Consider the following 25,061-nt stretch of genomic DNA (forward strand, 5'->3'; position numbering starts at 1 on the left):
AGAGATGAAGATCGATCTACCTGCCTCGTGGGAGCACGTGCTCGCCGGAGAGCTCGAGCAGCCGTACTTCAAGAAGCTGGCGCGCTTCGTCGAGGACGAGCGGAAGGCGCACCAGGTGTTTCCGGCGGAGGAGGACGTCTTCGCCGCGTTCAAGCTCACGCCGTACGAGAGCGTGCGCGTGCTGCTCCTCGGCCAGGATCCGTACCACGACGACGGGCAGGCCCACGGGCTGTGCTTCTCCGTGCGCCCGGGCATCACGCCGCCGCCGTCGCTGGCCAACATGTACAAGGAGGCGGTCTCGGATCTGCCGGGCTTCACGATCCCGAGGCACGGCTGCCTCACCACGTGGGCGACCCAGGGGGTGCTGCTGCTGAACACCGTGCTCACCGTCCGGGCGCACACGCCGAACTCCCACAAGAACCAGGGCTGGGAGTCGTTCACCGACGCGGTCATCAAGAAGGTCAACGACAGGCCCGACGGGGTGGTGTTCGTGCTCTGGGGCGGCTACGCGCAGAAGAAGGCGAAGCTCATCGACGCGAAGCGCCACACGGTCATCAAGACGGCGCATCCCTCGCCGCTGTCGGCGAGGAACGGCTTCTTCGGCAGCAAGCCGTTCTCGACCATCAACAGCGCCCTCCGCGCCCGCGGCACCGACGAGATCGACTGGCGGCTCCCGGAGACGGCGTAGCGCCGCGATGACGCGGCGGAAGCGCTCCCTGCCGCTCGCCCCCGGGACGCGGTACACCCCCGCCGTCCTCGAGGGGATCGCCGACGGGGAGCGCGCCGCGCTCGCGCTGTCGCTCGCCGCGCGCACCGAGGCCGGCGCGGTGTCGGCCGCGGCCTCGGCGCTCGCGCGGGCGGAGGCGCTGCAGGGGGCGTCGGTCGCCGCCGAGCCGCCCGATCGGCCCATCGCCTGCAGGGCCGGCTGCGCGACCTGCTGCGTCAGCAAGGTGCTCGTGCTGGCGCCGGAGGTGCTCCGCATCGCGGCCCACCTGCGCGCCACGCGGAGCCAGGCGGAGCTCGCCGCGCTGGAGGAGCGCGTCCGCGCCGCCGACGCGGCGACGCGCGGGCTCTCCCGCCTGGAACGCGCCGAGGCCGGCGTCCCCTGCCCGCTGCTCGACGAGCGCGGCGCCTGCTCGATCCACGCTGTCCGCCCGATCGTGTGCGCGGCCTGGGGCTCCCTCGACGCCGCCGCGTGCGAGCGCCACTTCGCCGCGCCCGCGTCCGTGCCCACGGCGCCGATGCACCGCCCGGGATACGAGGTCGCCAACGCCGTCCTCGCCGGCCTGGGCTGGGCTGCGAAGGAGCAGGGCCTCGACGCCGCGCCGCTCGAGCTGATCGCGGCCCTGCGCATCGCGCTCGAGCGCCCGAACGCCGGCGAGCGGTGGCTCGCGCGCCTCCCCGTCTTCGCCGCGGCCCGCGACGCCGAGTGGCAGGAGGATCGGCGGCGCGAGGGCTGATCGCGCGCCGCGGTCGGCCCGCGTCATCTGGGCGATCGCGGTCCGAGGAATCCGTTTAGGCTAGCGCGCCGTGGAGGCCGCCGCCGGTCGGCGCCTCGCGACGGAACACATGTCTAAGGAGACGCGATGAAGATCTACGGACATCCCATGAGCACGTGTACGCGCAAGGTCCTGACGGTGCTCGCCGAGAAGGGCCAGGAGGCGCAGTTCGTGCTCGTCGACCTGACGAAGGGCGCGCACAAGCAGCCCGAGCACCTCGCGCGCCACCCGTTCGGCGTGATCCCTGTACTCGAGGACGAGGACTTCACGCTCTACGAGTCGAGGGCGATCATGCGTTACCTCGATCACAAGCTTCCGGGAGCTTCGCTGACGCCGACCGAGCTCAGGGCCAGGGCGCTCATGGATCAGTGGCTGAGCGTGGAGCAATCGTACTTCGCCACCCCGGCGGTCAAGATCGTCTTCCAGCGGGTCTTCCTGCCGATGCAGGGCAAGCCGGGCGACGAGGCGATCGTCGATGCGTCCAAGGCCGAGGTCTCGAAGGCGCTCGACGTGGTCGAGAAGGCGCTGGCCGGCCACGAGTACCTCGCGGGCTCGAGCTACTCGCTGGCCGACATCTCGTGGATGCCGTACCTCCAGTGTCTCGTTGTGTCGAAGCTCGGGGAGCTCATCACCGATCGGCCGAACGTCGCGGCGTGGTGGAAGCGGATCAGCGAGCGGCCCGCTTGGGTGAAGGTGTCGTCCTGACGCCTGCCGGCCTGCCCTGAACGGGCGTCTTCTGCGCAGAAAGCGACGGGGTGCTCGGCGACGCCCGGAACGCCGGTGCATCGCTGCCGCCCCTGCGCGGCCGCGCTGCCGGACGGCCAGGCGCGGCGGGCCCTCCTGGGCCCTTCAGCTCGGGGCGCCGAGCACCTCGTCGAGCGTCCGCGCGGCGAGCACCCGCTCGCCCCACCGCTCGAGCTCGGCCACGTCGGCTGCATCGATGCGAGCGACGACGGCGGCTGGCAGCTCGCCGAAGCGGGCCCGGAGCTGCCGCAGCAGGAGGTTGCGCCCCCCTTCCTTCAGCCCCTCGTTGCGCAGCTTTTGCTGGTAATCCTCGAACCACGCCCGGATCTCTGCGCTCACGTCGTCCTCCTCGCTCGTCGCCTGCTCATCGAGCCCGAGCTGGAAATGTACCAGGAGAGGCGTGGCGACGCTCCTCTCCCAGGCGTCATCCGGCATCGCCGCCAGATCGGCGAGCGCCTCGCGCAGCACGCGCCCGGATCCGAGCAGGCGCAAGAGCAACGTCTCCTGCGTCCGGGGCAGCTCGGACAGCACGACGATGCGAAGCGCGAGCCCCGGCGCCGCGTGGGACACGCCGGGCTTCGCCTTGCGGCACTCGTACGCTGCAAGCGCGCTCTCCGGCCGGCCCGAGCTGATGACAACGAGCGCAGGGAAAGCCACGGCCGGTTGGGTCGATGCGTCGGGTTCCGCATCGTTCGACGAGGCGCCGACTGGAGACGCTTGCGCGCGGGCCCGGCGTTCGAGCTCGTGATACCAGGTGAGCTGCTTGCGCAGACACGAGCGGACCTGCCGCAGGCCGGGCGTGCGGTGAAATGGCTCGAACAGACTCGGCTCCGCGGAGAGCTCGCCCAGCAAGCCCATCTCGGCGCGCTCAGCGTCCCGCGCCGGATCGGGCACGCTGTAGACATCGATCTTCTGCGTCGCCGCGAGCACCTCCACCTCCGTCTCCGGAGACGAGGCTCGGCTCAGCGCCTCGCGCAGAATGTTCTTCGCGAACTGGTCAGCGCCGTTGTGCATCGGCGGCGCACCCTAACCGCATCACGGAGAACTGCCCACAAGATAGAGCAGAAGAGGAGCGACAAACATGCTTACGCGAGGAGCTCCGCGCTCATCACGAAAACGACTCTCCAAGCTGCGGCGCTCGTCAATGAAGGCTGCCAGCCATCTGAATTGGACGTCTTCAAGCCACCTCAGCGCTCGCTGCCCCCTGTGGTCTGAAGGATGCGGCCACAGACATCGATCGCCCGGCGCGTCTCTGGCTCCACCCCGTCGAGGAGCCCCACCAGGTTGAACAGATCGAACGCCGCGGCCCAGCGCTCGAACCCCTCGGGAAGCGGCGCGCTCTCGCGGTAAGCGCCCGCGAACGCCGCGACGAACTCGGGCCCCGGGCTCCAGCGCAGGATCTGGCCGACGTCCATCAGGCTCGGTCCCGCGTACGCGAACTCCCAGTCGAGCACGAGGAGCTCGCCCGACGACAGCCAGTGCAGGTTCGACGCCTTGAAATCGCCGTGGAGGAGCACGGGCGCCGACGCCAGCGCGCGAAGCGCCTCCGTGTTCGCGTCGAGGAACGCGCGCACGCGCTCGCCCAGCTCGCCGCGCAGAGCAGGAGCCAGCCTGTCGAGGACCGCGTCCACATGGCCTCGCAGCGCACCGATGCAGTCGGCGAACGGCACGGAGACGGCGAGCTCCGGCCCCAGGAAACCCGCGCTGTCGTAGCCGACACCGTGAATCTCCGCGAGCGCGCGCCCGACCGCAGCGCCGCACGTCGCGGTGTCCTGGAGCGGAACGTGCGGGACGTGCTCGAGGACGAGGAAATCCTCACCCGCCGACAGGACCGCCGGGACGCGGAACGACCTCCAGCCCCGCGCGAGCAGGCTGGCCTCCTTCGGCGCCGCCGCCGCGTCTCGGCGGTACACCCGCAGCACGCGCTCGGCGCCGAGGCGCACGTTCACGTTGGCGTGCCCGCCGGAGAGCACCTCCGCTTCGCCCGTGAACGGCGGGATCCGCCGCTCGATCTCGGCGCGCGCGAGGGTCTGGACGTGCGCGGCGCGCTCCCACGCGCGCTCGGGGTCGGGAAGCAGCCTCATGCGGTCTCTCTTCATTTCAGGCACGAGGCGCGCTGCGCGTCGAGCGCCCTCCCTCGGGCAGCGCCCCCGCGGTACGATGCGCGCATGCCCGTGTACCGCAAGTCCCCCGTCGAACACGCCGCGGCGATCGCCGTGGCGGTCCGGACCGACGTGGGCCTCAGCCGCGAGCACAACGAGGATACCTTCCTGATCAGCGATCTCGCGCGCGGGCTCGCCCATGGGCCCGCGGCCGCCCAGGCGTCCGCCGCCCAGGCGTCCGTCGCGCCGCCGCTCGCCCTGTCGCTCGGCGTCTACGACGGCTCCGGCGGCGCGTCGTCCCCCGACGCGGCGAGCCGGCTCGCGGCGCGCATGGTCCACGCCATCCTCACCCGCTCCGCGCCCCGATCGAGCGACGCCCTCGAGCGGAGCCTCCTCGAGGCGATCGGCGAGGCCGGGCGCGCCGTCCGCGACAACGCCCGCCGGAGCTCACCGCACCGGAACAGCGGCACCACGGCGACCGTGGCCGCGCTCTGCGATGAGCGCCTCCTGCTCGCGCAGGTCGGCGACAGCCGCGCCTACCTCCTCCGCAGCGGCGTCCTCACCCAGCTCACCCGCGACCAGACCCTCCTCCAGTCGCTGCTCGACAGGGGCACGCTGCGGCCCGAAGAGGCCGCCACCTTCCAGCACGGGGGCGCGATGCTCCAGGCGCTCGGGCTCCGCGAACACCTCAGGATCGCGCTCTCCGCCGTCGAGCTCCGCCGCGAGGACACCCTGCTGCTCTGCACCGACGGGCTGAGCGACCTCGTCGACGATCGGCACATCGCCGCCGCGCTCGACGCCCATCCCGACCCCGCGGCAGCCGCCAGCGCCCTGATCGACGCCGCCCTCGCCGCCGGAGGCCGCGACAACGTGACCGCGCTGGTCACGCGGTTCGACGGCCCCTGGTTCGCCCCGCCGGCCAGCGACCGCGCCGCGGAGATCATCGAGATCGCCAGGTTCTCCGAAGGGCCGACGCGCCGCTCCTGACGGCGCGCCGGCCCCGCGATCACGAGCGCCGCGACCCGCGACCGGCAGCGTCCTGCCGCGGCGCCAGCCGGCCTCGCCTCCGCCCGCGCGCCGCGAGCGCGAGGGCGGCGAGCGCGCCGAGCCCCGCCGAGATCGGAGCCCCGCCCGCCGCGCCGCCGAAGCTGCACCCGCCGTCGTCCTCCGCCGCGCCAGAGCCCTCGTCAACGCCAGCGCCCGTCGTTGCGCCCCCGCCCGTGCCCGCGCCCGCCCCTGTCGTCGCGCCCCCGCCCGTGCCCGCGCCCGTCGTCGCGTCTCCGCCTGCGCCCGCCGCGGCGCTGCTGCTCGCGCTCGTCGCCGCGTCCCCGCCCGCGCCCGTCGCGCCGCCGCCCGTGCCGGCGCCGGAGCTCGCGGCGCTCGTCGCGGCGCCAGGGTCGGAGGACTTGAGCACCAGATCCGCACAACGGTAGTACAGGGTGGCTGGCCTCCTGTCCGTCATGACCTGGATGAGCTGAAGCGTGCAGTTGTCACACTCCACGTCCGGGAGCGTGACCTCCGCCGAATACGACCCTCCTTTCTTGTCGGCGATGCCGTCGAGCAGGCAGCCCTTGTCCACCCCCGGCTCGCAGAGATCGTTCTCATTGGCCGGCTCCGGGAAATCGTCGAAGCCGTCGTCGTCGAACATGATCCGGAAATGCCCGGGGTGATCGATCGTCTCGTTCCACGTCACCGCGATGGTCTCCCCCGGCTCGAACACGGTGACCGTCTCGCCCCGCGCGTCGCCGCGAGCACCGCAAGGCGCCACCTTCTGCTGGTCGTCCGCGTGCCTCGGCGCAGGGGACGTGAGGTCGATGTGCGCGCGGCTCACGCCAGCGAACGACATCACGGCGGCCAGCACGAACGATCCCATCAGCATGCAACGCATCGATCCACCTCCTCGGAGCCCGCGGGCAGCGCAATCTACACAGCGGCGCATCGTCTGTCTGCGACGTCCTCAAGCAAGGAATTTTCCACGGATATAGCGCCAGCGACCGACGTCGCGAACCGCCGGGCTCAGCCCGGTAAAGGAGCTCGGGGTTGCTTTTCGTGGTAATTCAGCGATCCCACCCGGGGCGGAGGGGCGCCTCTGGAACGCCGATCAGGTAGAAAACGCTGTGTCCATGCGGCTCTCCGTGAAGGGAGGCCAGCACGGACCGCGTGGGGGCGGGGCCCCGCCGGCTCTGCCGGCGGGCGGGGGGGCGGCGCGTGCCGCCCCCGGTGACAAAAGCGGAGGTTCATCATCATGGAGCAACGCGCACTCGGTTCTACCGGCGTCGAGATCCCGGTCGTCGGACAGGGCACCTGGCAGATGGAGATGGACGATGAGGCGGCCTGCATCGACGCCATCCGGCGGGGGATCGACGCGGGCATGACGCACATCGACACGGCGGAGATGTACGGCTCGGGCGCGGTCGAGGCGCTCGTCGGCAAGGCGATCACCGGCCGCCGCGACGAGGTGTTCCTTGTCTCCAAGGTGCTGCCCAGCAACGCGAGCTACGCCGGCACGATCGCGGCGTGCGAGCGCAGCCTGGAGCAGCTCCGCACCGACCGGCTCGACCTCTACCTCCTCCACTGGCCCGGGTCGCACCCCCTCGAGGAGACGTTCCGCGCCTTCAAGGACCTGAGGGACCGGGGCAAGATCCGGTATTTCGGCGTCAGCAACTTCGACCAGGCGGAGCTGTCGAAGGCGATCGCCATCGCCGGAGCGCGCGAGATCGCCTGCAACCAGGTGCTCTATCACCTGCTCGAGCGGTCGATCGAGCACCGGGTGCTGCCGCTCTGCGAGCGGCACGGCATCGCGGTCGTCGCCTACAGCCCGTTCGGCTCGGGCCGGTTCCCGGCGCCGGAGAGCGCGGCGGGCAGGGTGCTCGCGTCCGTCGCCGCCGCCCACCGCGCGACGCCGTGGCAGGTCGCGCTGCGCTTCCTGCTCCGCCGCCAGCCGGTCTTCGTGATCCCCAAGGCCGCGAGCGCCGCGCACGCGCTCGACAACGCGGCCGCGGGCGATCTGCGCCTCAGCAGCGAGGACATCGCCCGCCTCGAGACGGCCTTCCCGCTCGGCCGGGATCGCGGCGTGCTGCCAACGCTGTAAAGCGGACGGTACGTCGATGGAACCGTGAGAACGCCAGAAGACACCAAGGTTGGAATTCCACCTTGGCGTCTTCTGGAACCTGGGCCGTTTCTCCTTCAGGAGCTTCGCGGGCCACGCTCGGCTTTGCCGAACGGCATGGCTGCTCTTGGCGGGCCGGCGCGCATGCCATACTGCGCGTATGAGTCACGCGCGCCTATCCTCACTTCTCTTCGGGCTTCTTCTCGCCGCCTGCGACGGCGCGGTCGAGATACCCTCCATCAGCGGCAGCACCGGTGACAGCGGCAGCACCGGCGACAGCGGCAGCACCGGCAACGGCGGCAGCACCGGCAACGGAGGCAGCACCGGTGACAGCGGCAGCACCGGCAAGGGCGGCAGCACCGGTGACAGCGGCAGCACCGGCAACGGCGGTAGCACCGGCAACGGCGGTAGCACCGGCAGTGCTGGGGGCTCCGTCAGCTCGACCTCGAGCGGCGCGACACCGCTCGCATGCGGCGGGCGAAGCGGCGGGATCTGCGGCAAGGAGGACTTCTGCGACTTCCCCGACGACTCGTGCGGAACGTTCGACACCACAGGCCGGTGCACCCCCCGGCCCGGGGGGTGCCCGGAGGACTGCCCGGGCGTCTGCGGGTGCGACAACCAGTTCTACTGCAATGCGTGCGCTGCGCAGCAGGCCGGGGTGGATGTCTCGGCGAATGCCTCCTGCATCGAGCCCGAGGTCGGCCGCTACACCGCCTCTTACTGGCCTGGCGGGCTCGATCACCTCACCGTCTACAGGGCCCGGCCAGAGGCGGACCTCTGCGTGGTGCTCTACGCCGAGGCGCCGAGCAGGCAGTCACCTGTGGGGTTCGACATCGTCACGGTCCCGGAGGAGTGGCGTGTGTCGCGCATCCTGATGCGCAAGGGGGCGGCCAACTGCGCGCCGGACGCCCAGGGCTCAGCTGACGCCGCCGTGAGCGCGACCAGCGCGACCGGGAGCCTGACGGTGCAAACCTTGGGGAGCACCTCCATGCCCTCCACCATCGACATGGACATCACCGTGATCTTCCCGGAGGAGCACGCGAGCGACCGCCTCCGCGTGACGGGCCTGGTCGTAGGCACCGAGGGGACGTAGCGGGCGCCGGAAGCCACGGGCGGCGCTCCTCCGCGCCGCGCTGGACCTTCTCCGCCTCGGCGCGCCGCCGTCAGCGCTTCTTCACACCGCCGCCGCGCTGGGCCTTCTCCGCCTCGGCGAGCCGCCGCCGCGCGTCGTCCAGGGCCGCCTGGCTGGCGTGGCCCTTCGGCAGCGCCTCGTAGCCGGCCACCTCCTCGCGCAGCGTGGCGATCTGCTCCGCGCCCCGCCCGAGCCGCTGCTGGATCTCCGCGCGGAGCTTCAGGTAGCGCAGCCGGCGCGGGCCATAGGCGCGGCCGATGGCGCGCTCCACCGCGGCGAGCGCCTCCGCCTCGCGGCCCATCGCGTGGAGCACCTGCGCGAGCCGCGCGGGCGGCTCGTACGAGGCGGGCATCTGCGCCTCGCGCTCCGAGAGCATCGCGACCGCCTCCTCGCCGCGGCCGAGCGCGATATACGCCATGGCGCGCCCGTAGTCGTACGCGGCGGCCGCCTCGGGCGTCTTCGCCTCCTTCGCGGCCCGCTCCAGCACGGCCAGCTTCGACTCGCTCGCAGCGCGCGCCCCGCCCGCGTCGCCAAGCGCCTCGAGCCCCTCGGCGAGCAGGCCCCACGCGTCGGCCCTGTCGTCCGCGCTCGCGTCCGCGGGCGGGCTCGCGACGATCGACCGCAGCCGGGCGACCGCCGCCTCGCGCGCGGCCCGCTGGGCCTTGCCGCCGGGGAGCGCCGCCGCGCAGGAGAGCAGGACGCTCGCGAAATCGGCGGGCAGCGCCGCGCCCTTCACCTCGCCGACGTGCGCGCTGCCGAGCTCCGCGCACGCCGCGGCGTCCTTCTTGCGGTAGAGCGCCGCCAGGAGGCCGAGCAGCGCCTCGCTGCGCCGCGGCCAGGCCTCTCCACCCCGGGCCAGGGCGCGCCGGTAGGCGGACACCGCCGCGGCGTGGTCCCCGGCGCTGTGGGCCCGCTTCGCCTCGACAAGCAGGCGGTTCGGATCGTCCGCGGGCAGCGCCGACGCAGCCTTGGAATCCATCGCGAGCAGCGCCTCGCGGATCAGCTCGCGCAGCTCCTCGACCGAGGCGGCGCCCCGCCAGAGCCCAATCACCTCGCCGCCCGCCGGCTCGAGGACGAAGAACGTCGGCCACACAGTCACCTCGTGCCGCTCCAGGAACGGCGCGCTCTCCGGTCGATCCGTGTCGACGTCCGCGAACACCACCCGATCGGCGAACGGGCGCAGCGACGGATCGGTCAGCACGTAGTGCTTCATGCTCAGGCAGGTGTGGCACCACGGCGCCCACGCATCGACGAACAGCGCCTTGCCCTCGGTCCGGGCCTCCTCGCGCGCCCGCGGCACGTCGTCGTGGATGAACTCGAGCGGCGGCTGCGCGGCCGCCGGCTCCGGCCCGGCAGCGGGCGAGGGCGAGGGCGCCACAGCGGGCGGCGACGGCGCGGCGGACGGAGGCGCCGGCGCGCGTGGCGGCGGCTCGGCGGCGCAGGCAGCGAGGGCGGCGGCGGAGACGAGGACGGGGAGCAGGGCCGGGGCACGCACGGCCAGACATGGTAGCCGAACCGCGGCGGGCTCGCCCTCGCTGCGACAGGCGAGCGCGGCATCGAACCGAGCGCGGCACCGGGACCGGATCGCGGCGTCGCAGGCGCCTCGGTGCGTCGATAAGGCGCTCCCCGACAGCCGCAAAGCTGATACAGTCCCGCCGCAGTGAACGATTACGCGGGTCGGTGCGGCAGTTGCGCGGCATTCACCCGGGCGCACGACGATCCAGCGCGCGGCCGCATCGGCGAGTGCGCCCTCGAGGTGTACCCGCCGCCGATCAAGGCGACAGCGACGTGCGCCCGTTACCGTGCCAAGGGCGCGCCTCCGCCGCCACCGCCACCCCGGGCGGCGGGCCAGCCGCGCGGCACTGGCGTCAGGCCGCGGGCGCCCGAGCGCGCCCCGTTGCCGGAGCGCCGGCCGAGCGCGGCGCCGCAGCCCTTCCGTTCGCCGCTGCCAAGGGAGATCGACATCGACATGGATATCGACGAGTTCCGCCGTGTGCTGCGCGAGGTGCTGTCCGAGGAGCTGGGCGTCGGCCGCGCGGAGATCGGCGGCCGCTGGGAAGGCGGGGAGATCGTGCTCCGGCCCGGGAAGGAGGGCACGGCCGAGAAGCGCATCCCGCTCGACGCGTTCTTCCACAAGATCGTGATGCTCCGCGACAAGCTGCGCGTGCTGGAGCAGAAGATCAACGGGCACGAGGGGCTGAGCGACGCGGAGAAGGTCCAGCTCCAGGCGTACATCACGGGCTGTTACGGGACGCTCACGACGTTCAACGTCCTCTTCGCGCGCCGGGAAGACGGGTTCACAGGCAGCGGCCGAGACGGCGACTGATACCCCATCTGACCTGCGCCGGGAGCGCCACGGCTCTCCATCTCGTGCGCGCCACGGGGGCGTGAACGCTCGCTCGGCCCTCCGCTTCGGCCTGCTGGGCCCGGGCGCGGCGCTATACTTGCCCCGTGTTCCGTTCCGATCGAGACGCGCTCGCGGGCAAGCTCGACGACGTTCAGGCCGAGAACGAGCGCCTGCGCCGACAGAACGAGGCCATGCGTCACGCCCTGCTGGCGCAGCGCGTCGGCGGGCAGCCTGTTGCCTCCAACAGCTATCGGGGCGGCGTGGCCGGGCTGGGCGCGGGCGAGCGGGTCGCGCTCGCGCGGCATCAGCTCGAGGCGTTTCCGGTCTGGGCCACGGCGCTGCTGCACGTCGTGACGTTCGGAATCGTGTCGTTCATCCGCTTCAACGCGATGCACGCCCAGCTGCCCCGGGCCGAGCGCGACGATCCCTCCGTGGGGAAGGCCATCGTCCTGCACTTCGCCCCGTACTTCAACTACTACTGGATCTTCTGGAACGGCCTCCGGCTCTGTGATCGCGTCAACCTGCAGTGCCGCCTGCGGGGCATGCCCGACGGCGTGCCGCGGGGCCTGGTCATCGCGGCGTGTGTGGCGAGCGTCATCCCGTACCTCCAGCTCCTGACCGGCCCGATCACCTGGCTGTTCGTCGCCATCGCCATGCAGCGCGCGGTGAACCGGATCGTCGAGTTCGACGCGCGGACCACGAGCGAGCGCGTGGAGCCGGTCGCCGCGGGCGCCGGCGTGTTCGGCGTGCGGTTCCCTGCGGTTCAGGCGCTGCCGGACGACGTCGCCGTCCAGGCGGAGGCCGAGGCGGAGGCCGCCGCGGCGATCGCCGAGCAGCGCCAACGCCGTTAGAGCGCCGCTCTGCGCTATCGGCAGTCGGCCGCATCCTCTGGCTTCGTCGTATCCATCCAGCGAAGCGCCATCGTCGTTGCCATCACGGCGAAGCTCCAGACCAGGGTGAGCAACGCTTCGGGGTTCTCGATCTGCGGGAGGTGGCCAGTGTCGGCGAGGAGCTCGAAGCGGGCGCCGGGGATGGCCGCCGCGTAAGCGCGGCCATAGTCGGGCGTGCTGATGCGGTCACTGTCGCCCCAGACGATGAGGGTGGGAAGGGTGATGGCGGACAGCCGGGAGCGCAGGGTCGGGTCGGTCATGCTGCCGCCGTAGACGCGCAGCGCGGCGAAGTTGCTGGCGATCGAAGCCTCCATTGCGGCGCGCTGCGCCTCGCTCAGGCGGGACACGTCGATGCGGAAGCGCGCCGGGTCGTGGTAGCTACGCTCGGCGAGCTGGCCCTTGGGCAAGCCGAACACGTCGGCGACGGGCTGGTCGGCGACGTGGATGCCGACGGCATCGACGAGGACGATGCCGTGGATTCGGGGGCTGCCAAGCAGCGCGAGCTCGGCGGCGATCCAGCCGCCGATGGAGTTGCCGACGACGGTGACCTCGGTGAGGTCGAGCTGATCGAGCAGGGCGCGGTAGAGCCGGGCGAGGGCGGGGACGCTGTCCAGCCATTCCGGTCGGGGGGTGCCGCGGAAGCCTGGGTGGGTGGGCGCGATCACCCGGGCGTGTTCGCGCTTTGCGAGGGTCTGGGCGAAGCGGTCCACCGACTGAGGCCCGGCGCCGCCGTGGAGCAGCAGGATCGGCCGCCCCTCGCCGTGGGCAGCGACGGTCACATCGGCAGGCCCGCAGTCGGGGACGGTGACGGCATGCGTCGTGGTGGTCACGAAGAGGTCCTCCCGGATCGGATGACAGGCGCCGGCTCGAGCCGAGGTTAACACAGCCCGATCCCGCTTGGCGCGGGCGGCTCGACTCGGGTTGGCATAGGCGATGGTGAAGCAGCGAGCCGCGCTCGTGCCCTCACTTCACGCGCGCCGCCTCGCGTTCGATGACGAACGCCTTGAGCGCGCGGGCGGCGGGCGACAGGACGGTGCCTTTCGGGTGGATCAGCGAGAACGGCCGGCTCGCGCCGCGGAACGGCACGAGCACTTGCACCAGCGTGCCGCGCGCGACGTCGTCCTCGACAAGGAAGTCGTACGTCTGCACGAGCCCGACGCCGGCGCGCGCGAGGCCGATGATGCCGAGCACGTCCTCCGAGCACCGGTAGTGGGCGTCGGGGACGAGCGTGGTCGGGCCGGGGTGGAAGACCCACGGGAGCGCCCGACCCGAGCGCGGCATCTGGAACGCGATGCACGTGTGCTTCGCGAGATCGGGGGGCGAGCGCGGCGCGCCGTGGCGGGCCAGGTAGCCGCTGCTCGCGTAAACGCCGAGCGCGAAGTCGCCGAGCTTGCGGGCGACGAGCGTCCTGTCGGCGATCGCTCCCATGCGGATCGCGAGGTGGTGCCCCTCTCGAACGAAGTCGACGTTCTGGTTCGACACGTGGATGTCGACGCGTATGCCGGGGTAGCGCTCGCGAAACACGCCGAGCGCCGGGAGCAAACGGTGGTGCCCATACGTCGTCGGGACGCTGATGCGCACGAGCCCTTCGGGCGAGGCGCGCTCGCTCGCGAGCTCGCGCTCCCCCGCGGACAGGAGCGCGAGCGCCTGGGTGCACAGCTCGTAATAGCGGCGCGCCTCGTCGGTCGGCGCGAGGCTCCGGGTGGTGCGCCGGAAGAGCGTCACGCCGAGCCTGCGCTCGAGCCGCGCGACGCTCCGGCTCGTCGCCTGCGGCGTGACGGCGAGCCTACGCGCCGCGCGGGTGAAGCTCCCCGTCTCGTAGGTGCGGCAGAACGCCTCGACGTTCGGGAGCGTGCCGGCGAGCGAAGGCGCGACCATTCTCAACACCCTAGTACAAATGCTTCGCCCTGTCGTCGTCTACCGGGCTCGCGCCGGAGAGCCTAGGTGTTGGGTATGACCGTTCCGGATCGTCACAGCGGGCGCCGCGCGGCGTTGACCACGCTGCTCGCCGCCCTGTTCGCCGTCTCATCCGGGTGCGCGGGCGGCACAACGCCCGACAGCGCTCACCCGACCCAAACGCAAGCCGAGGAGAACGAGATGAATCAGCGAGTGCTCATCGCCATGACCAGCCATGACAAGAAGGGCGCCACCGGGGAGAGCACCGGCGCCTACCTGCCCGAGATCGCGCACCCGTACGCGGAGTTCACGAAGGCGGGGATCGCCGTCGATTTCGCCTCGACGCGCGGCGGCCGCGTGCCGCTCGACGGCATCGACAAGCCCGAACCGGCCAGCGCTCCGTTCCTCGACGGCGGCGCGCTCGCGGGGCGCCTCCACGACAGCATGCCGGCGGCCAGCGTCGACCCGTCTCGCTACGCCGCGATCTTCTTCGCTGGCGGGCACGGCACGATGTGGGACTTCCCCGACAACGAGGCGTTCGCGCGTATCGCCGCGAGCATTTACGAGCGCGGCGGCGTCGTCGGCGCCGTGTGCCACGGGCCCGCGGCGCTCGTGAACGTGCGCCTCTCGTCGGGACAGTACCTCGTCGCCGGCAAGCCGGTGAGCGCGTTCACGAACGAAGAGGAACGGGCGGTGAAGCTCGACGCCGTGGTGCCGTTCCTGCTCCAGGATCGGCTCGTCGAGCGCGGCGCGCTCTTCCAACCTGCAGCGCCGTGGCAGGAGCAGGTCGTCGTCGCCGAGCGCCTGGTGACGGGGCAAAACCCCGCGTCGGCCGCGGGCGTCGCCGAGGCGATGGTCCGCCTGCTCCGCCCCGAGGCGCGTTGAGGGGTCGTGCCCCCGATGCGCTCACTGCGCGGCGAGGTCCGAGAGCGGGTATCGGAGCCGGTGCGACGTTGAGGAAGACAGGCGCGCTCCGCGGAGGCGAGGCAGCCTCCGGCCGCGCCCGCGAACGGCGCCGACAGGCGCGAGCCTCGTGACACGGGGCCAGCAATTCCGTCGCAGCATGGGTTCGCCGGGATCGGCGGCGGGGCGCGGGGGCGATGGCGCGAACGGGAAATCGGCGAGATCTGCGCCGTAGGCGCTCGCCGAAGAGATGCGCGGCGCGTCGCCCACCATGGTACAAGGTGCGAGGAGGTCGCCGCGCAATGGCCATCAAACAGCTCACGCCAGAGCAGGTTCACACCATGTCGCTCGAAGAGAAGGACGCATGGTGGCTGAAGAACGTCTACCGCGGCGACATGCCCCAGCTGACGTGGCGCTCGGCGATCACAGGCATGCTCCTCGGCGCGTTCCTGTCGCTCACGAACCTGTACATCGGCGCGCGCACCGGCTGGTCGCTCGGCGTCGGGATCACGAGCGTGATCCTGGCCTTCGGGCTCTTCAAGGTGCTCTCCAGGGTCGGCCTCGGCAGCGACATGACCGTGCTCGAGAACAACGCGATGCAGTCCATCGCGACGTCGGCCGGATACATGAACGCGCCGCTCTTCACGAGCCTCGCGGCCTACTCGATGGTCACGACGACGATCATCCCCATGGGCCAGGCGATGATCTGGATGTTCGTCCTCGCCATCCTGGGCGTGCTCTTCGCCTTCCCGATGAAGAAGCGCTTCATCAACGACGAGCAGCAGCCCTTCCCCGAGGGGATGGCCGCCGGCGTCGTGATGGACGCGCTGCACGAGAGCGACGAGAAGGAGGGCCTCTTCAAGGCGAAGCTCCTCCTCGGCGGCGGCCTCCTGAGCGCCGCGCTCGAGCTCCTCCGCGACGACAAGGTGATGCGCGCGCTCTTCGCGCTCAAGAACATCCCGCATTACTACGACGAGTTCCTCTATGGCGGAGGCTTCGCCGATCTGCTCAAGCGCTGGGGCCTCTCGCCGGCCATCCGCGGCACCCCCCTGAACGAGCTCACCATCCGGTTCGACACGAGCATCATCTTCGTCGCCACGGGCGGCCTGATGGGCATCCGGACCGGCGTGTCGCTCCTCCTCGGCGGGGTCCTCAACTACTGGATCCTCGCCCCGCTGCTGATCGAGCGCGGGATCATCCTGCCGAAGAACGGGCATTTCGGGTTCGGGGCGATCACCCTCTGGGCGCTGTGGGGCGGCGTCGCGTGCATGACGACGTCCTCTCTCTACGCCTTCTTCTCCAAGCCCAAGGTGATCATCGACGCGTTCAAGGGCCTCACCAAGAAGGGCGGAGCCACCGACGTGCTCGCGGACATCGAGCTTCCGGTGAAGCTGTCGATCATCGGCATACCCGTCGTCGGCGCGGTGATCGTGGTGCTCGGACAGCTCTGGTTCGGGATCTCCTGGTGGCTCGGGGCGCTCGCGATCCCGCTCGTCTTCATCTTCTCGCTCATCGCGGTCAACTCGACGGGCATCACGGCGATCACCCCGACCGGGGCGCTCGGCAAGCTGACGCAGCTCACCTACGGCGCGCTCGCGCCGAAGAACATCACGACGAACCTGATGACGGCCGGGATCACCGCCGAGGTCGCGAGCAACACGGCGAACCTGCTGATGGATATCAAGCCGGGCTACATGCTCGGCGGCAAGCCGCGCCACCAGGCGATGGGGCACGTGCTCGGGACGGTCGCGGGGCTCGTGCTCTCGGTGCCCGTCTGGTACTTCGTGCTCATCCAGGGCGACATCGGCCGCTACGGGACGGAGCGGCTGCCGGTCCCGAGCGCGCTCACGTGGAAGGCCGTCGCCGAGGTGCTGATGAAGGGGCTCGATTTCCTCCACCCGACGGCCAAGTCCGCGGTGGTGGTCGGGGCGATCGTCGGGATCCTCGTCGAGATCACGAGGCAGGTCACGAAGAACCGATTCCCCCTCTCCGCGGTCGCCCTGGGGCTCGCGTTCATCCTGAACTTCACCGATATCTGGTCGATGTTCCTCGGCTCGTTCCTCTTCTGGCTGCTCGAGCGGCGCGCCGCGCTCTGGCGCAAGAAGCGCGAGCAGGAGACACGGCTCAGCGAGACGGCGCCGGGCGGACGCTCGGACGCGCCGCCCGCGCGGCCCTGGTACGCGCTCGCCGCGGAGAACACCGAGGCCATCTGCGCGGGCGTGATCGCCGGAGGCTCGCTGATGGGCATCGGCCTCAGCGTGCTCGGCGTGCTTGTGCTGCCCGACGTGCTGGAAGCCGAGAGCCTCACCAAGGCGCTCGGACAGATCCTTCAGTTCCTCCCGAAGTGAAGCGCTGGCGGTCGACGGGCGGGCCCATCCGGCTCGCTCGCGGCCGCCTGCTGAGCCCGATCCGGCGCGCGGGCGTGCTGGGGGCGGCGCCTCGCCGTGCGAGCGCACGCGGAGGTGGAGATGCGTGGGCGGCTCGCCGCGCCGGCCCCAGCCATGCAGCCGCGCCTCACTGTGACAGGAATGCGCGCCGTGGAGGGCCGCGGCGAGCGCGTACCAGGACCGCTCGGGCACAGCACGTCGCGCTGTCGAGCCGCTCCGCTCGGAGGCGCTCGTGGCGCGGTTCATGCAGCCTTGTTTGCACCGCGTCAACACGAGGTCAGCCAAGGACGCGCGAGGAAAGAACCGTCCATGCCGGTGAATGCGCCCCCCTCCCGAGGAACGCCCAACCCCGAGCCCGTCGGCGATCCCGGACGGGGTCCGCCGGTGCAGGATCCGGCGCCGCGCGAGCCCCCGCGGCGCGATCCCGATCCTGGCGAGCCGGCGCGTCGGGACCCCCCCGCCCCCTCCACCAGCGCCCGGAGAACCCTCTCCGGAGATCGAAGACCCGCCGGCGCCGGGACAGCCACCCAAGGAGCCCGGGGTGATCGCGAGGGCCGGCCGCGCTCGGCGCGCGGCGCAACGTCGTCCCCTAACCGTCGAGAGGTTTGCATGAACACGTGTGACTGCTGCGGCAACAGCTACGACAAGGCATTTCAAATCATGGTGAGCGGCACGAGCTACACCTTCGATTGCTTCGAGTGCGCGATTCACAAGCTCGCGCCCGTGTGCGCCCACTGCGCCTGCCGCATCGTGGGGCACGGCATCGAGGCCGGCGGGGCGTTCTACTGCTGTGCGCACTGCTCCAAGCAGGAGGGCGTGGAGGGGGCGATCGATCGGGTGGCCTGAGCCGCCGGGACGCCGGGGGCGCGCGGCCCGTCGTTCGCGCGCCCCCGCGGCTCGATCTGCGCGAGGTCGTACCGCGCGCCCGGCGGGGTCGACCCGCCCTGCGCCGGGGGCGTCGCCGCGAGCCGATCTGCGACCAGGGTGGCGGCCAGGATGAAGAGCAGCAGCGCGACGCCCGTGTGCCCGCGAGCCTGCGTGAGCATGAATGCCTCCTTCGCGGCGAGGCGATCGCCTCGCGCTCCAGGAAACTAGATCTTGGACGCGCGTATGATAATGCTGGCCCGCCGACGAGGATTGCGTCGCGGAAGGAACGAATGGGATGGAGCCGGCGGGCGGTCACCTCGGTGAAATGAGGGCGTTCCTCGAGGTGGCGCGGCGGCAGAGCTTCTCGGCGGCGGCGAGGGCGCTCGGGCTCACGTCGTCGTCGGTCAGCAAGCAGATCGCGCGGCTGGAGGAGCGCCTCGGCGCGCAGCTCCTCCGGCGCACCACGCGCCGCGTGAGCCTCACGGAGGCGGGGAACCTGTACGCCGAGCGCGCGGACCGGATCCTCTCGGACATCGAGGAGGCGCAGCGGGCGGTCGCGGATCTCGACGGCACGCCGCGCGGGACGCTGCGCATCTCGGCGCCCACCGTCCTCGGCTCGATCCGCGTCGCGCCCGCGGTGCTGGCCTGTCGCGCGAGGTACCCGGAGCTCCGCATCGATCTCGACCTCACCGACCGCATCGTCGATCTGGTGGCCGAGCGCATCGACGTGGCGGTGCGCCTGGCCGCCGAGATCTCCCCTGCTTCCCTCGTCGCGCGGCGGCTCGCCGACGACCTGCGCGTGCTCTGCGCGAGCCCGCGGTACCTGCGGCGCCACGGGACGCCGCGCTGCCTCGAGGATCTGGCCGACCACGACTGCATCACGCTCAACCTCGATCCTGTCGCCCGGTGGACGCTCGTGGGCCCCGAGGGCGAGCGCGTCGTCCCGGTGAGCGGCACGTTCCGCTCCAGCGACACGATCACGCTGCGCGACGCCGCGGTCGCCGGCGTCGGCCTGGCGAACCTCCCCGACTACGTCGTCCAGGATCAGCTCGAGAGCGGCGAGCTGCGGCGCGTGCTGCCGGAGTACGGCGCCTCGAAGCGCGCCAGCTTCGCGGTCTACGCCGCGCCCGCGCGCGCCGCGGTCCGCGTCGTCGTCGACGCGCTGGCCAGGGCGATGGGGGCCGCGGAGACGGCGAAGCCGACGCCGCGGAAGCCGTGAGCCAGCGCGGCGGTCGTGAGGGATCGCAGGGGAGCCGAGGGAGCGCCGCGCCGGAGCGGTCGTCCGCGCGGCGCTGTCACAGGGGCCGCGGAGCAGCGCCCTGGAGCGAAGGGTGCGCCGCGCCGGCCGCGCGCTCCTTGCCCATCTGACGGATGCAGTACTGGAGCGCCGCCCGGAGGTTCCCGAGGGTGGTGATGTTGGCCAGATCGAGCCCGAGGCTGACGATGGTCTGGGCGACGGTCGAGCGGATGCCCGCGACGATGCCCTCGGCGCCGAGCAGCCTGATCGCGGCGACGAGATCGAGGAGGTAGCTCGCGGTCTTCGTGTCGACAAGCTCGACGCCGGTGAGATCGAGGATGGCGAAGCGCGAGCCCGTGCGGACGATCGCGTCGAGCAGGGTGTCCATCACCTCCGCTGTCCTGGCGCTGTCGAGCACGCCGATCATCGGCAGGGTGAGCACGCCGTCCCACACCTGGATGATGGGAGTCGACAGGTCGCGGATGACCCGCTGTTGCCGCTCGATGAGCTCCAGCCTGGCCCGGAGCTCCTGCTCTGTGTTCTTTGGCTTGCTGATATCGAGGGTGAAGCCGACGACCGAGGACACCTCGCCCTGCTCGTCGCGCATGGGGACCTCCCAGTTGTCCCAGAACACCCCGTGCGTCAGGGACTCCGAATGGCTCGCTTCGCCCGCGAGCGCCCGCCGCAGCACCTCGCACCCGTGCGGGTTGCTCGCGTAGAGGTCGAACACGTTCTTGCCGATGTGCGCGCCCTGCTGGAGCCCGATGCCCTCGAGCGCCTTGCCCTCGTGGCACGTGAAGATCCCCTCGCGGTCGATGGCCCAGACGATGATCGGGAGCGACTGCGTGATGGCCTGCAGGATCACCTCTCTCTGATGGTGGCGGCGAGCCTGCTCGGTCCGCTCCGTCACGTCCTGCCCGAACACGCCGACGCCGATGCTCTCTCCATGCTCGTCGAGGATGCGCTCGTGGCGCCACTCGACGCTCACCACGGCGCCGTCCTTCCTGACGTGGCTCCACACCCGGGGGGCCGCCCCGTCCTCCGCGAGGAGCTGCCGCCACGCATCGGGGCTGCCGGACGCCGGCAGGAGCTCGTCCACGCGCTGGCCGAGCGCTTCCTTCGGCGCGTGGCCGAGCAGGCGCTCGGCCGCGCCGTTCCAGTCCTCGATCGTGAGCTCCTTGCCGTACTGGACGATCGCGACCGGCGCTCGCTCGAAGAGGCGTGCGCGCTTTCCCGCGAGTTTCTCGGCGTCGACTTCTGCCCATGACGTGGTGGCGGCGGTCATGGGGTGAAATTTACCCGGGGCGTTCGCGCACGTCGAAATAACTGCCATTCGTCTTCGTCGGACAGTCTGCAGAGCGCCCCAGGTTCGTAAGGACGGATCCACTGTTGCTGTAGCAACACTCCGTGAGCAAGCGCCTGCTGCTCCAGCAGCAGGACGCCATCTGTTATAGCGGATTTGCGTCCAGGAAGCCGGCTCACGCTTGGTACGGGGCGTGCTCAACGGCGGTTCGTGAGGGGCTCCCTCGTCAAGGTTCGGGAGCAGGAGGAGCCATGAGCAACAAGATCCAGTTCCACAATGTGAGCAAGACATTCGCCGTCAAGGGGCCGGCGGGCGCCAAGGAGAGCGCGCGGTTCACGGCCATCGAGGACCTCAACCTCGACGTGAGGGCCGGCGAGCTGATGGTCCTCGTCGGGCCGAGCGGGTGCGGCAAGTCGACGCTCATCGATCTGCTCGGCGGCCTGTCGAAGCCGAGCAGCGGCAAGCTCCTGCTCGACGGCAAGCCGATCACGGGCCCGGCCCTCGATCGAGGGATCGTGTTCCAGCAGTACGCGCTGTTCCCGTGGCGGACGGCGCGCGAGAACGTCGAGTTCGGGCTCGAGGCCAAGGGCATCCCGGAGAGCCGGCGCAAGGAGATCGCCCAGGATTACCTGGATCTGGTCAGCCTCTCCGGCTTCGAGGATCGGTATCCGCACGAGCTGTCGGGCGGCATGAAGCAGCGGGTGGCCATCGCGAGGAGCCTCGCCTACGACCCGGAGGTGCTGATGATGGACGAGCCGTTCGCGGCGCTGGACGCGCAGACGCGCGAGTCGCTGCAGGCGGAGCTGCTCCGGATCTGGGAGAAGTCGCGCAAGACGATCCTGTTCATCACGCACAGCATCGACGAGGCGGTGTTCCTCGGGCAGCGGGTCGCGATCATGACGTCCCGGCCCGGCCGGGTGAAGCGGGTCATCGATGTCCCGGAGGAGATCCGGGGCTATGAGGACGCGCGGTCGACGCCGGAGTTCGGCAGGCTGCGGCACGAGATCTGGACGCTGCTGCGCGAGGAGGTGCTGAAGGCCGAGGAGCACGAGCGGAGCAAGCGGCAGAAGCGCGCGGCGGAGAGCCGCCCCGTGGCGGGCGTGGTGGCGGTCAATGGCTAGCCTGGAGCAATCGATTTCGCTGCCCGAGGAGTCGCAGCAAGGGCAGCTCGTGGGCGACGCGGCGCGGTGGCTCGGCCGCGCCATTGCGCGGTCGGGGATCCTCCTCGCGGTCGCCGCACTGTGGGAGACGGCGCCGCGGGTGGGCCTCGTGGAGGGGGCGTTCCTTCCGCCGCTCTCCGAGGTGCTGGGGACAGGGTGGCAGCTGCTCCAGAACGGGCAGCTCCTGAGCCACATCAAGGCGAGCCTGTCGCGCTCTCTCGTCGGCTTCACGCTGGCGATCTCGGTGGGCGTGCCGCTCGGGCTCGCGATCGGGTGGTACAAGGGCGTGGCGGACGCGCTGAACCCGCTGCTCGAGGTGCTGCGCAACACGGCGGCGCTCGCGCTCCTGCCCGTGTTCCTGCTGCTGCTCGGGATCGGGGAGTCCTCGAAGATCGCGCTCGTCATCTACTCGTGCACCTGGCCGATCCTGCTCAACACGATCAGCGGGGTGCGCGGGGTCGATCCGCTGCTCATCAAGTCGGCGCGCACGATGGGGCTGTCGCCGCTCCAGCTGTTCCGCAAGGTCATCCTGCCGGCCGCGGTCCCGACGATCTTCGTGGGTATCCGCCTGGCGGGCGCGTACTCGCTGCTCGTCCTCGTCGCGGCGGAGATGATCGGGGCCAAGGCGGGGCTCGGATACCTGATCATCTACGCGCAATACAATTTCCAGATCCCGAGCATGTATGTCGGCATCTTGACCATCACGGCGCTCGGGCTGACGTTCAATCACCTGCTCATGCGCGTCGAGCGGCGGTTCACGTCGTGGAAGGTCGCCCCGAAGGAGTGAGCCCAGGCCCCGCGTGGGCGCCGTGACGATCACCGTTCATCGAGGGAGAGGACCATCGTGAATCGAATCATCCTGGGCCGGACCGGCCTCGAGGTCAGCGTGCTCGGCCTGGGTGCGGGCGGCGACAGCCGGCTCGGGTCCGGGCGCATCGCGGAGGCCGAGTCGCTCCGGCTCGTCCGTGCGGCCATCGAGCGCGGCGTGAACTTCATCGACACGGCGGAGGCGTACGGGACCGAGGGGCTCATCGGCAAGGCGCTCCGCGAGGTGCCGCGCGACCGCGTGGTGCTCTCGACGAAGAAGACGACGCGCCTCGAGGCGCCGCTGCGGCCGGAAGACGTTGTGTCGTCGCTGCATGCGAGCCTCGAGCGGCTCGGCACGGATCACGTCGACATCTACCATCTGCACGGCGTGCTGCCGGATCAGTACGCCGATCTGCGCGAGCGGATCGTCCCCGTGCTGCTGCGCCTGCGCGAGCAGGGCAAGATCCGCTTCCTCGGCATCACGGAGGCGTTCGCCGCCGATCCGACGCACGCGACGCTCGAGCAGGCGCTCCGCGACGATGTGTGGGACGTCGTGATGGTCGGGTTCAACCTCCTGAACCAGTCGGCGCGGGCGCGGGTGTTCCCGCTGACGCGGGCGAAGGACATCGGGACGCTGATCATGTTCGCGGTCCGGCGGGCGCTGAGCCGGCCCGATCGGCTGCGGGAGCTGCTCGCGGACCTGGCGGCGCGGGGCAAGGTGTCGCCCGAGCTCGGCGAGGAGGGGCTGGACCGGCTGCTGGAAGGAGAGGGCGCCTCGTCGCTCCCGGACGCGGCTTACCGCTTCTGCAGGGACGAGCCCGGGGCGCACGTGATCCTGTCGGGGACGAGCAGCGTGGAGCACCTCCTGGAGAACGTGCGCTCGATCGAGGCGCCGCCGCTGTCGGCGCGGGCGCGCGAGCGCCTCATCCAGGCGTTCGCGCAGGTCGACGACGTGTCGGGGCACTGAGGGGCGCTCGCAGGCGGGAGCGCGGCGCGGTCACGCGACCGGCGCGGCGAGCCCGGGCGGCGCGGGGGGCGGCGCGACGTCGGCGTCGGCGGCGTCACGAGCGGCGTCGCTCCCGAGGAAGCGCGAGATCCGCTCGCAGAGCCGCGCGCGGAAGGCGTCGTCGGTGGGGGGCGAGTGGCGGCACCCCTCGAGCAGCTCGGTTTGGGCGTGCGGCAGGAGCTCCTTCGCGCGCGCGAGCAGCTTCGCGCCGGGGAAGCTCACGTCGTCGTCGGCGCCGAACACGAGCGCGGGCCGCGTGAACCCGGCGAGGGACGCGGGCGTGGCGAGCGGCGGCGGGCGGAAATCGAGCCGGTAGCTGCGCACGGCGTCGCCGAAGTAGGAGCACCACATGTCGTCGTGCGTGGAGAAGAGCCCGGAGACGAGGCGGGCGAGGCGCTCCTCCGAGGGGAAGGCGCGGTAGAGGGCCATCGGGATCGCGATGCGTGTGAGGCCTTGCCACGCCGAGCCCGACACCAGGGCCGCCGGCACGATCAGGACGAGCCGGTCGACGCGGGCGGGCGCGACCTGGGCCATGCGCAGAGCCGCGAAGCCGCCCCAGCTCACGCCGAGGAGGTGGACGCGCGCGAGGCCGAGCGCGTCGAGGACGTCGGTGAGCCACTCGGCGTAGGCGGGCCCGTCGATCGGCAGGCGGACATCGGCGCTCTTGACGGACTGGCCGATGACGTCGACGACGTGGACGCGGTAGCGCGCGAGGAGCGGGCCGAGCTCGGGCATGAGGTGCGCGGAGCTGGCGAGCGCGCCGTGCAGGCAGACGAGCGGCGGGGCGTTCTCGGGGCCGGCGATGAGGACATGCGTGGCGCCGAAGCGGGTGGAGATCTCGCGCGATCGGGTCGGGACCGGGAGCTTCTCGTGGAACCTGTCGAACCACGCCGCGATGCGCGCGCGCGCCTCTGGACTGCGGAACATGATGGATGACGTCATCGAGCCCTCCTGACGTTGGCTGCGGGGCGGAGGCCGCAGAGGTGCTGAGCGACGAGCCGATCGAGCAGGGCGATGGGCGACGGATGCGCGCCCTGGGCCCAGGCGATCAGCGCGAAGTAGTAGAAGGAGAAGAAGGCGACGCCGAAGAGCGCGGGGTCGGCGTCGTCGGCGACCTCCCCCTGCGCGCGGGCGGCGTTGAAGAGCTCGACGACGCGGCCGTGCACGGCGGCGACCTGCTCGGTGAAGCGGGCCTGCCAGGGCGGGTCGGCAAACAGGGCGTCGCGGAGCAGCGTCTTCGAGAGAGCGGGCCGGCGGGCGTAGTACGCGAAGAAGGCGGCCCCGAGCCGGTGGAGCCGCTGCTCGAGGGAGCCGGGCTCCTCGTCGCTGACGGCCTCGGCCGCGGTGGCGGCGAGGTCGTCGAACAGCGCGGCGTGGAGCAGGTCGCGCTTGTCGGCGAAGTGGAGGAGGACCGTGCCGGCGGCCACGCCCGCGTCCGCGGCGATGGCACGGACGTTGGCGGCCTCGAAGCCGTGGCGCTCGAAGTGGTCGCGCGCGGCCTCGAGGATCCGGGCGCGCGTCGCGTCTTTCTGGGCGTCGCGCCGGCCGGGTCTTTGAATGAACTCGTTCACTGAACGAGTTCATTACATGGGAAAGAGCGGCGTACAAGGAGAATTAAGCTCGGCGCGCAACAGCCCGGCGCGCACCGGGGTTAAGGGCGTCCCGTCCAACC

Annotated in this window: 25 protein-coding genes; 15 read left to right on the forward strand and 10 right to left on the reverse strand. The window is 71.4% G+C overall.

All coding sequences use genetic code 11. From position 1 onward, the window contains the following. Window positions 1–4: 4 nt before the first annotated feature. From ung to WMF46_RS25600, 3 genes are all read left to right on the forward strand, one after another. Window positions 5–688, forward strand: coding sequence for a uracil-DNA glycosylase (gene ung, locus WMF46_RS25590; protein ID WP_437979592.1), 684 nt, complete (start codon window positions 5–7; stop codon window positions 686–688). A 7-nt stretch (window positions 689–695) separates the two neighbouring features. After that, the gene (locus WMF46_RS25595) at window positions 696–1,460 is read left to right on the forward strand and encodes a YkgJ family cysteine cluster protein (RefSeq protein ID WP_437979593.1); all 765 of its coding nucleotides are present in this window, start codon (window positions 696–698) and stop codon (window positions 1,458–1,460) included. Window positions 1,461–1,586: 126 nt separating this feature from the next. Continuing rightward, window positions 1,587–2,204, forward strand: a complete 618-nt coding sequence (locus WMF46_RS25600; RefSeq protein ID WP_437979594.1) for a glutathione S-transferase family protein — start codon at window positions 1,587–1,589, stop codon at window positions 2,202–2,204. A 144-nt stretch (window positions 2,205–2,348) separates the two neighbouring features. Here WMF46_RS25600 and WMF46_RS25605 read toward each other — a convergent pair whose 3' ends face one another. Continuing rightward, complete coding sequence (locus WMF46_RS25605) at window positions 2,349–3,257, reverse strand: DUF4351 domain-containing protein (RefSeq protein WP_437979595.1); 909 nt, start codon at window positions 3,255–3,257, stop codon at window positions 2,349–2,351. Window positions 3,258–3,430: 173 nt separating this feature from the next. Continuing rightward, window positions 3,431–4,327, reverse strand: coding sequence for a phosphotransferase family protein (locus WMF46_RS25610; protein ID WP_437979596.1), 897 nt, complete (start codon window positions 4,325–4,327; stop codon window positions 3,431–3,433). Window positions 4,328–4,411: 84 nt separating this feature from the next. Here WMF46_RS25610 and WMF46_RS25615 point away from each other — a divergent pair, with 84 nt between their 5' ends. Continuing rightward, window positions 4,412–5,332, forward strand: a complete 921-nt coding sequence (locus WMF46_RS25615; RefSeq protein WP_437979597.1) for a PP2C family protein-serine/threonine phosphatase — start codon at window positions 4,412–4,414, stop codon at window positions 5,330–5,332. Window positions 5,333–5,351: 19 nt separating this feature from the next. Here the strand turns inward: WMF46_RS25615 and WMF46_RS25620 are convergent, their stop codons facing one another. Continuing rightward, window positions 5,352–6,233, reverse strand: coding sequence for an SCE4755 family polysaccharide monooxygenase-like protein (locus WMF46_RS25620; RefSeq protein WP_437979598.1), 882 nt, complete (start codon window positions 6,231–6,233; stop codon window positions 5,352–5,354). Window positions 6,234–6,590: 357 nt separating this feature from the next. On the opposite strand from WMF46_RS25620, the gene WMF46_RS25625 reads away from it, so the two are divergent. Together WMF46_RS25625 and WMF46_RS25630 are read left to right on the forward strand one after the other, a co-directional pair. Then, window positions 6,591–7,436, forward strand: coding sequence for an aldo/keto reductase (locus WMF46_RS25625; protein WP_437979599.1), 846 nt, complete (start codon window positions 6,591–6,593; stop codon window positions 7,434–7,436). 178 nt (window positions 7,437–7,614) lie between these two features. Next, window positions 7,615–8,547, forward strand: coding sequence for a hypothetical protein (locus WMF46_RS25630; protein ID WP_437979600.1), 933 nt, complete (start codon window positions 7,615–7,617; stop codon window positions 8,545–8,547). 70 nt (window positions 8,548–8,617) lie between these two features. Here WMF46_RS25630 and WMF46_RS25635 read toward each other — a convergent pair whose 3' ends face one another. Next, window positions 8,618–10,081 carry a thioredoxin family protein gene (locus WMF46_RS25635; RefSeq protein ID WP_437979601.1) on the reverse strand — a complete coding sequence of 488 codons (1,464 nt, stop codon included), beginning with the start codon at window positions 10,079–10,081 and terminating at the stop codon, window positions 8,618–8,620. Between the two features lie 165 nt (window positions 10,082–10,246). Here WMF46_RS25635 and WMF46_RS25640 point away from each other — a divergent pair, with 165 nt between their 5' ends. Both WMF46_RS25640 and WMF46_RS25645 read left to right on the forward strand, forming a co-directional pair. Further along, a complete protein-coding gene (locus tag WMF46_RS25640; protein WP_437979602.1) occupies window positions 10,247–10,912 on the forward strand; it encodes a hypothetical protein in 666 nt (221 codons plus the stop codon). Window positions 10,913–11,037: 125 nt separating this feature from the next. Then, window positions 11,038–11,784 carry a hypothetical protein gene (locus WMF46_RS25645; protein ID WP_437979603.1) on the forward strand — a complete coding sequence of 249 codons (747 nt, stop codon included), beginning with the start codon at window positions 11,038–11,040 and terminating at the stop codon, window positions 11,782–11,784. Between the two features lie 14 nt (window positions 11,785–11,798). On the opposite strand, the gene WMF46_RS25650 is transcribed toward WMF46_RS25645, so the two are convergent. Both WMF46_RS25650 and WMF46_RS25655 read right to left on the reverse strand, forming a co-directional pair. Beyond that, entirely contained in the window at window positions 11,799–12,653 is an 855-nt protein-coding gene (locus WMF46_RS25650) for an alpha/beta fold hydrolase (RefSeq protein WP_437979604.1), read from the reverse strand. A gap of 133 nt (window positions 12,654–12,786) precedes the next feature. Next, on the reverse strand, window positions 12,787–13,701 hold the full coding sequence (locus tag WMF46_RS25655; protein WP_437979605.1) for a LysR substrate-binding domain-containing protein: 915 nt from the start codon (window positions 13,699–13,701) through the stop codon (window positions 12,787–12,789). Window positions 13,702–13,920: 219 nt separating this feature from the next. On the opposite strand from WMF46_RS25655, the gene WMF46_RS25660 reads away from it, so the two are divergent. From WMF46_RS25660 to WMF46_RS25670, 3 genes are all read left to right on the forward strand, one after another. Continuing rightward, a complete protein-coding gene (locus tag WMF46_RS25660) occupies window positions 13,921–14,604 on the forward strand; it encodes a type 1 glutamine amidotransferase domain-containing protein (protein ID WP_437979606.1) in 684 nt (227 codons plus the stop codon). Between the two features lie 320 nt (window positions 14,605–14,924). After that, complete coding sequence (locus WMF46_RS25665; protein ID WP_437979607.1) at window positions 14,925–16,970, forward strand: OPT family oligopeptide transporter; 2,046 nt, start codon at window positions 14,925–14,927, stop codon at window positions 16,968–16,970. A 648-nt stretch (window positions 16,971–17,618) separates the two neighbouring features. Continuing rightward, window positions 17,619–17,855, forward strand: a complete 237-nt coding sequence (locus WMF46_RS25670) for a hypothetical protein (protein WP_437292665.1) — start codon at window positions 17,619–17,621, stop codon at window positions 17,853–17,855. Here WMF46_RS25670 and WMF46_RS25675 read toward each other — a convergent pair. Beyond that, window positions 17,792–18,055 (reverse strand): hypothetical protein, encoded by a 264-nt coding sequence (locus tag WMF46_RS25675; protein WP_437979608.1) that lies wholly within the window; start codon window positions 18,053–18,055, stop codon window positions 17,792–17,794. The two genes, WMF46_RS25670 and WMF46_RS25675, sit on opposite strands and share 64 nt — an antisense overlap. Window positions 18,056–18,171: 116 nt before the next feature. Between WMF46_RS25675 and WMF46_RS25680 the strand changes: the two genes are divergently transcribed. Continuing rightward, window positions 18,172–19,095, forward strand: a complete 924-nt coding sequence (locus WMF46_RS25680) for a LysR substrate-binding domain-containing protein (protein WP_437979609.1) — start codon at window positions 18,172–18,174, stop codon at window positions 19,093–19,095. A gap of 76 nt (window positions 19,096–19,171) precedes the next feature. Here the strand turns inward: WMF46_RS25680 and WMF46_RS25685 are convergent, their stop codons facing one another. Then, complete coding sequence (locus tag WMF46_RS25685) at window positions 19,172–20,398, reverse strand: PAS domain S-box protein (RefSeq protein WP_437979610.1); 1,227 nt, start codon at window positions 20,396–20,398, stop codon at window positions 19,172–19,174. A gap of 269 nt (window positions 20,399–20,667) precedes the next feature. On the opposite strand from WMF46_RS25685, the gene WMF46_RS25690 reads away from it, so the two are divergent. From WMF46_RS25690 to WMF46_RS25700, 3 genes are read left to right on the forward strand one after another with little or no spacing between them, the layout of a single operon-like run. Next, entirely contained in the window at window positions 20,668–21,537 is an 870-nt protein-coding gene (locus tag WMF46_RS25690; protein ID WP_437979611.1) for an ABC transporter ATP-binding protein, read from the forward strand. Further along, window positions 21,530–22,363 (forward strand): ABC transporter permease, encoded by an 834-nt coding sequence (locus tag WMF46_RS25695; protein WP_437979612.1) that lies wholly within the window; start codon window positions 21,530–21,532, stop codon window positions 22,361–22,363. Before WMF46_RS25690 ends, WMF46_RS25695 begins: the two co-directional genes overlap by 8 nt. A 57-nt stretch (window positions 22,364–22,420) precedes the next feature. Further along, complete coding sequence (locus WMF46_RS25700) at window positions 22,421–23,350, forward strand: aldo/keto reductase (protein ID WP_437979613.1); 930 nt, start codon at window positions 22,421–22,423, stop codon at window positions 23,348–23,350. Window positions 23,351–23,380: 30 nt separating this feature from the next. Here the strand turns inward: WMF46_RS25700 and WMF46_RS25705 are convergent, their stop codons facing one another. Next, the gene (locus WMF46_RS25705; protein WP_437979614.1) at window positions 23,381–24,331 is read right to left on the reverse strand and encodes an alpha/beta fold hydrolase; all 951 of its coding nucleotides are present in this window, start codon (window positions 24,329–24,331) and stop codon (window positions 23,381–23,383) included. Beyond that, window positions 24,328–24,960 (reverse strand): TetR/AcrR family transcriptional regulator, encoded by a 633-nt coding sequence (locus tag WMF46_RS25710; protein ID WP_437979615.1) that lies wholly within the window; start codon window positions 24,958–24,960, stop codon window positions 24,328–24,330. The genes WMF46_RS25705 and WMF46_RS25710 overlap by 4 nt, the downstream gene beginning before the upstream one ends. Window positions 24,961–25,061 lie beyond the last annotated feature (101 nt).

The organism is Sorangium sp. So ce117, from assembly GCF_051524395.1.
Lineage (GTDB): Bacteria > Myxococcota_A > Polyangia > Polyangiales > Polyangiaceae > Sorangium > Sorangium cellulosum_B.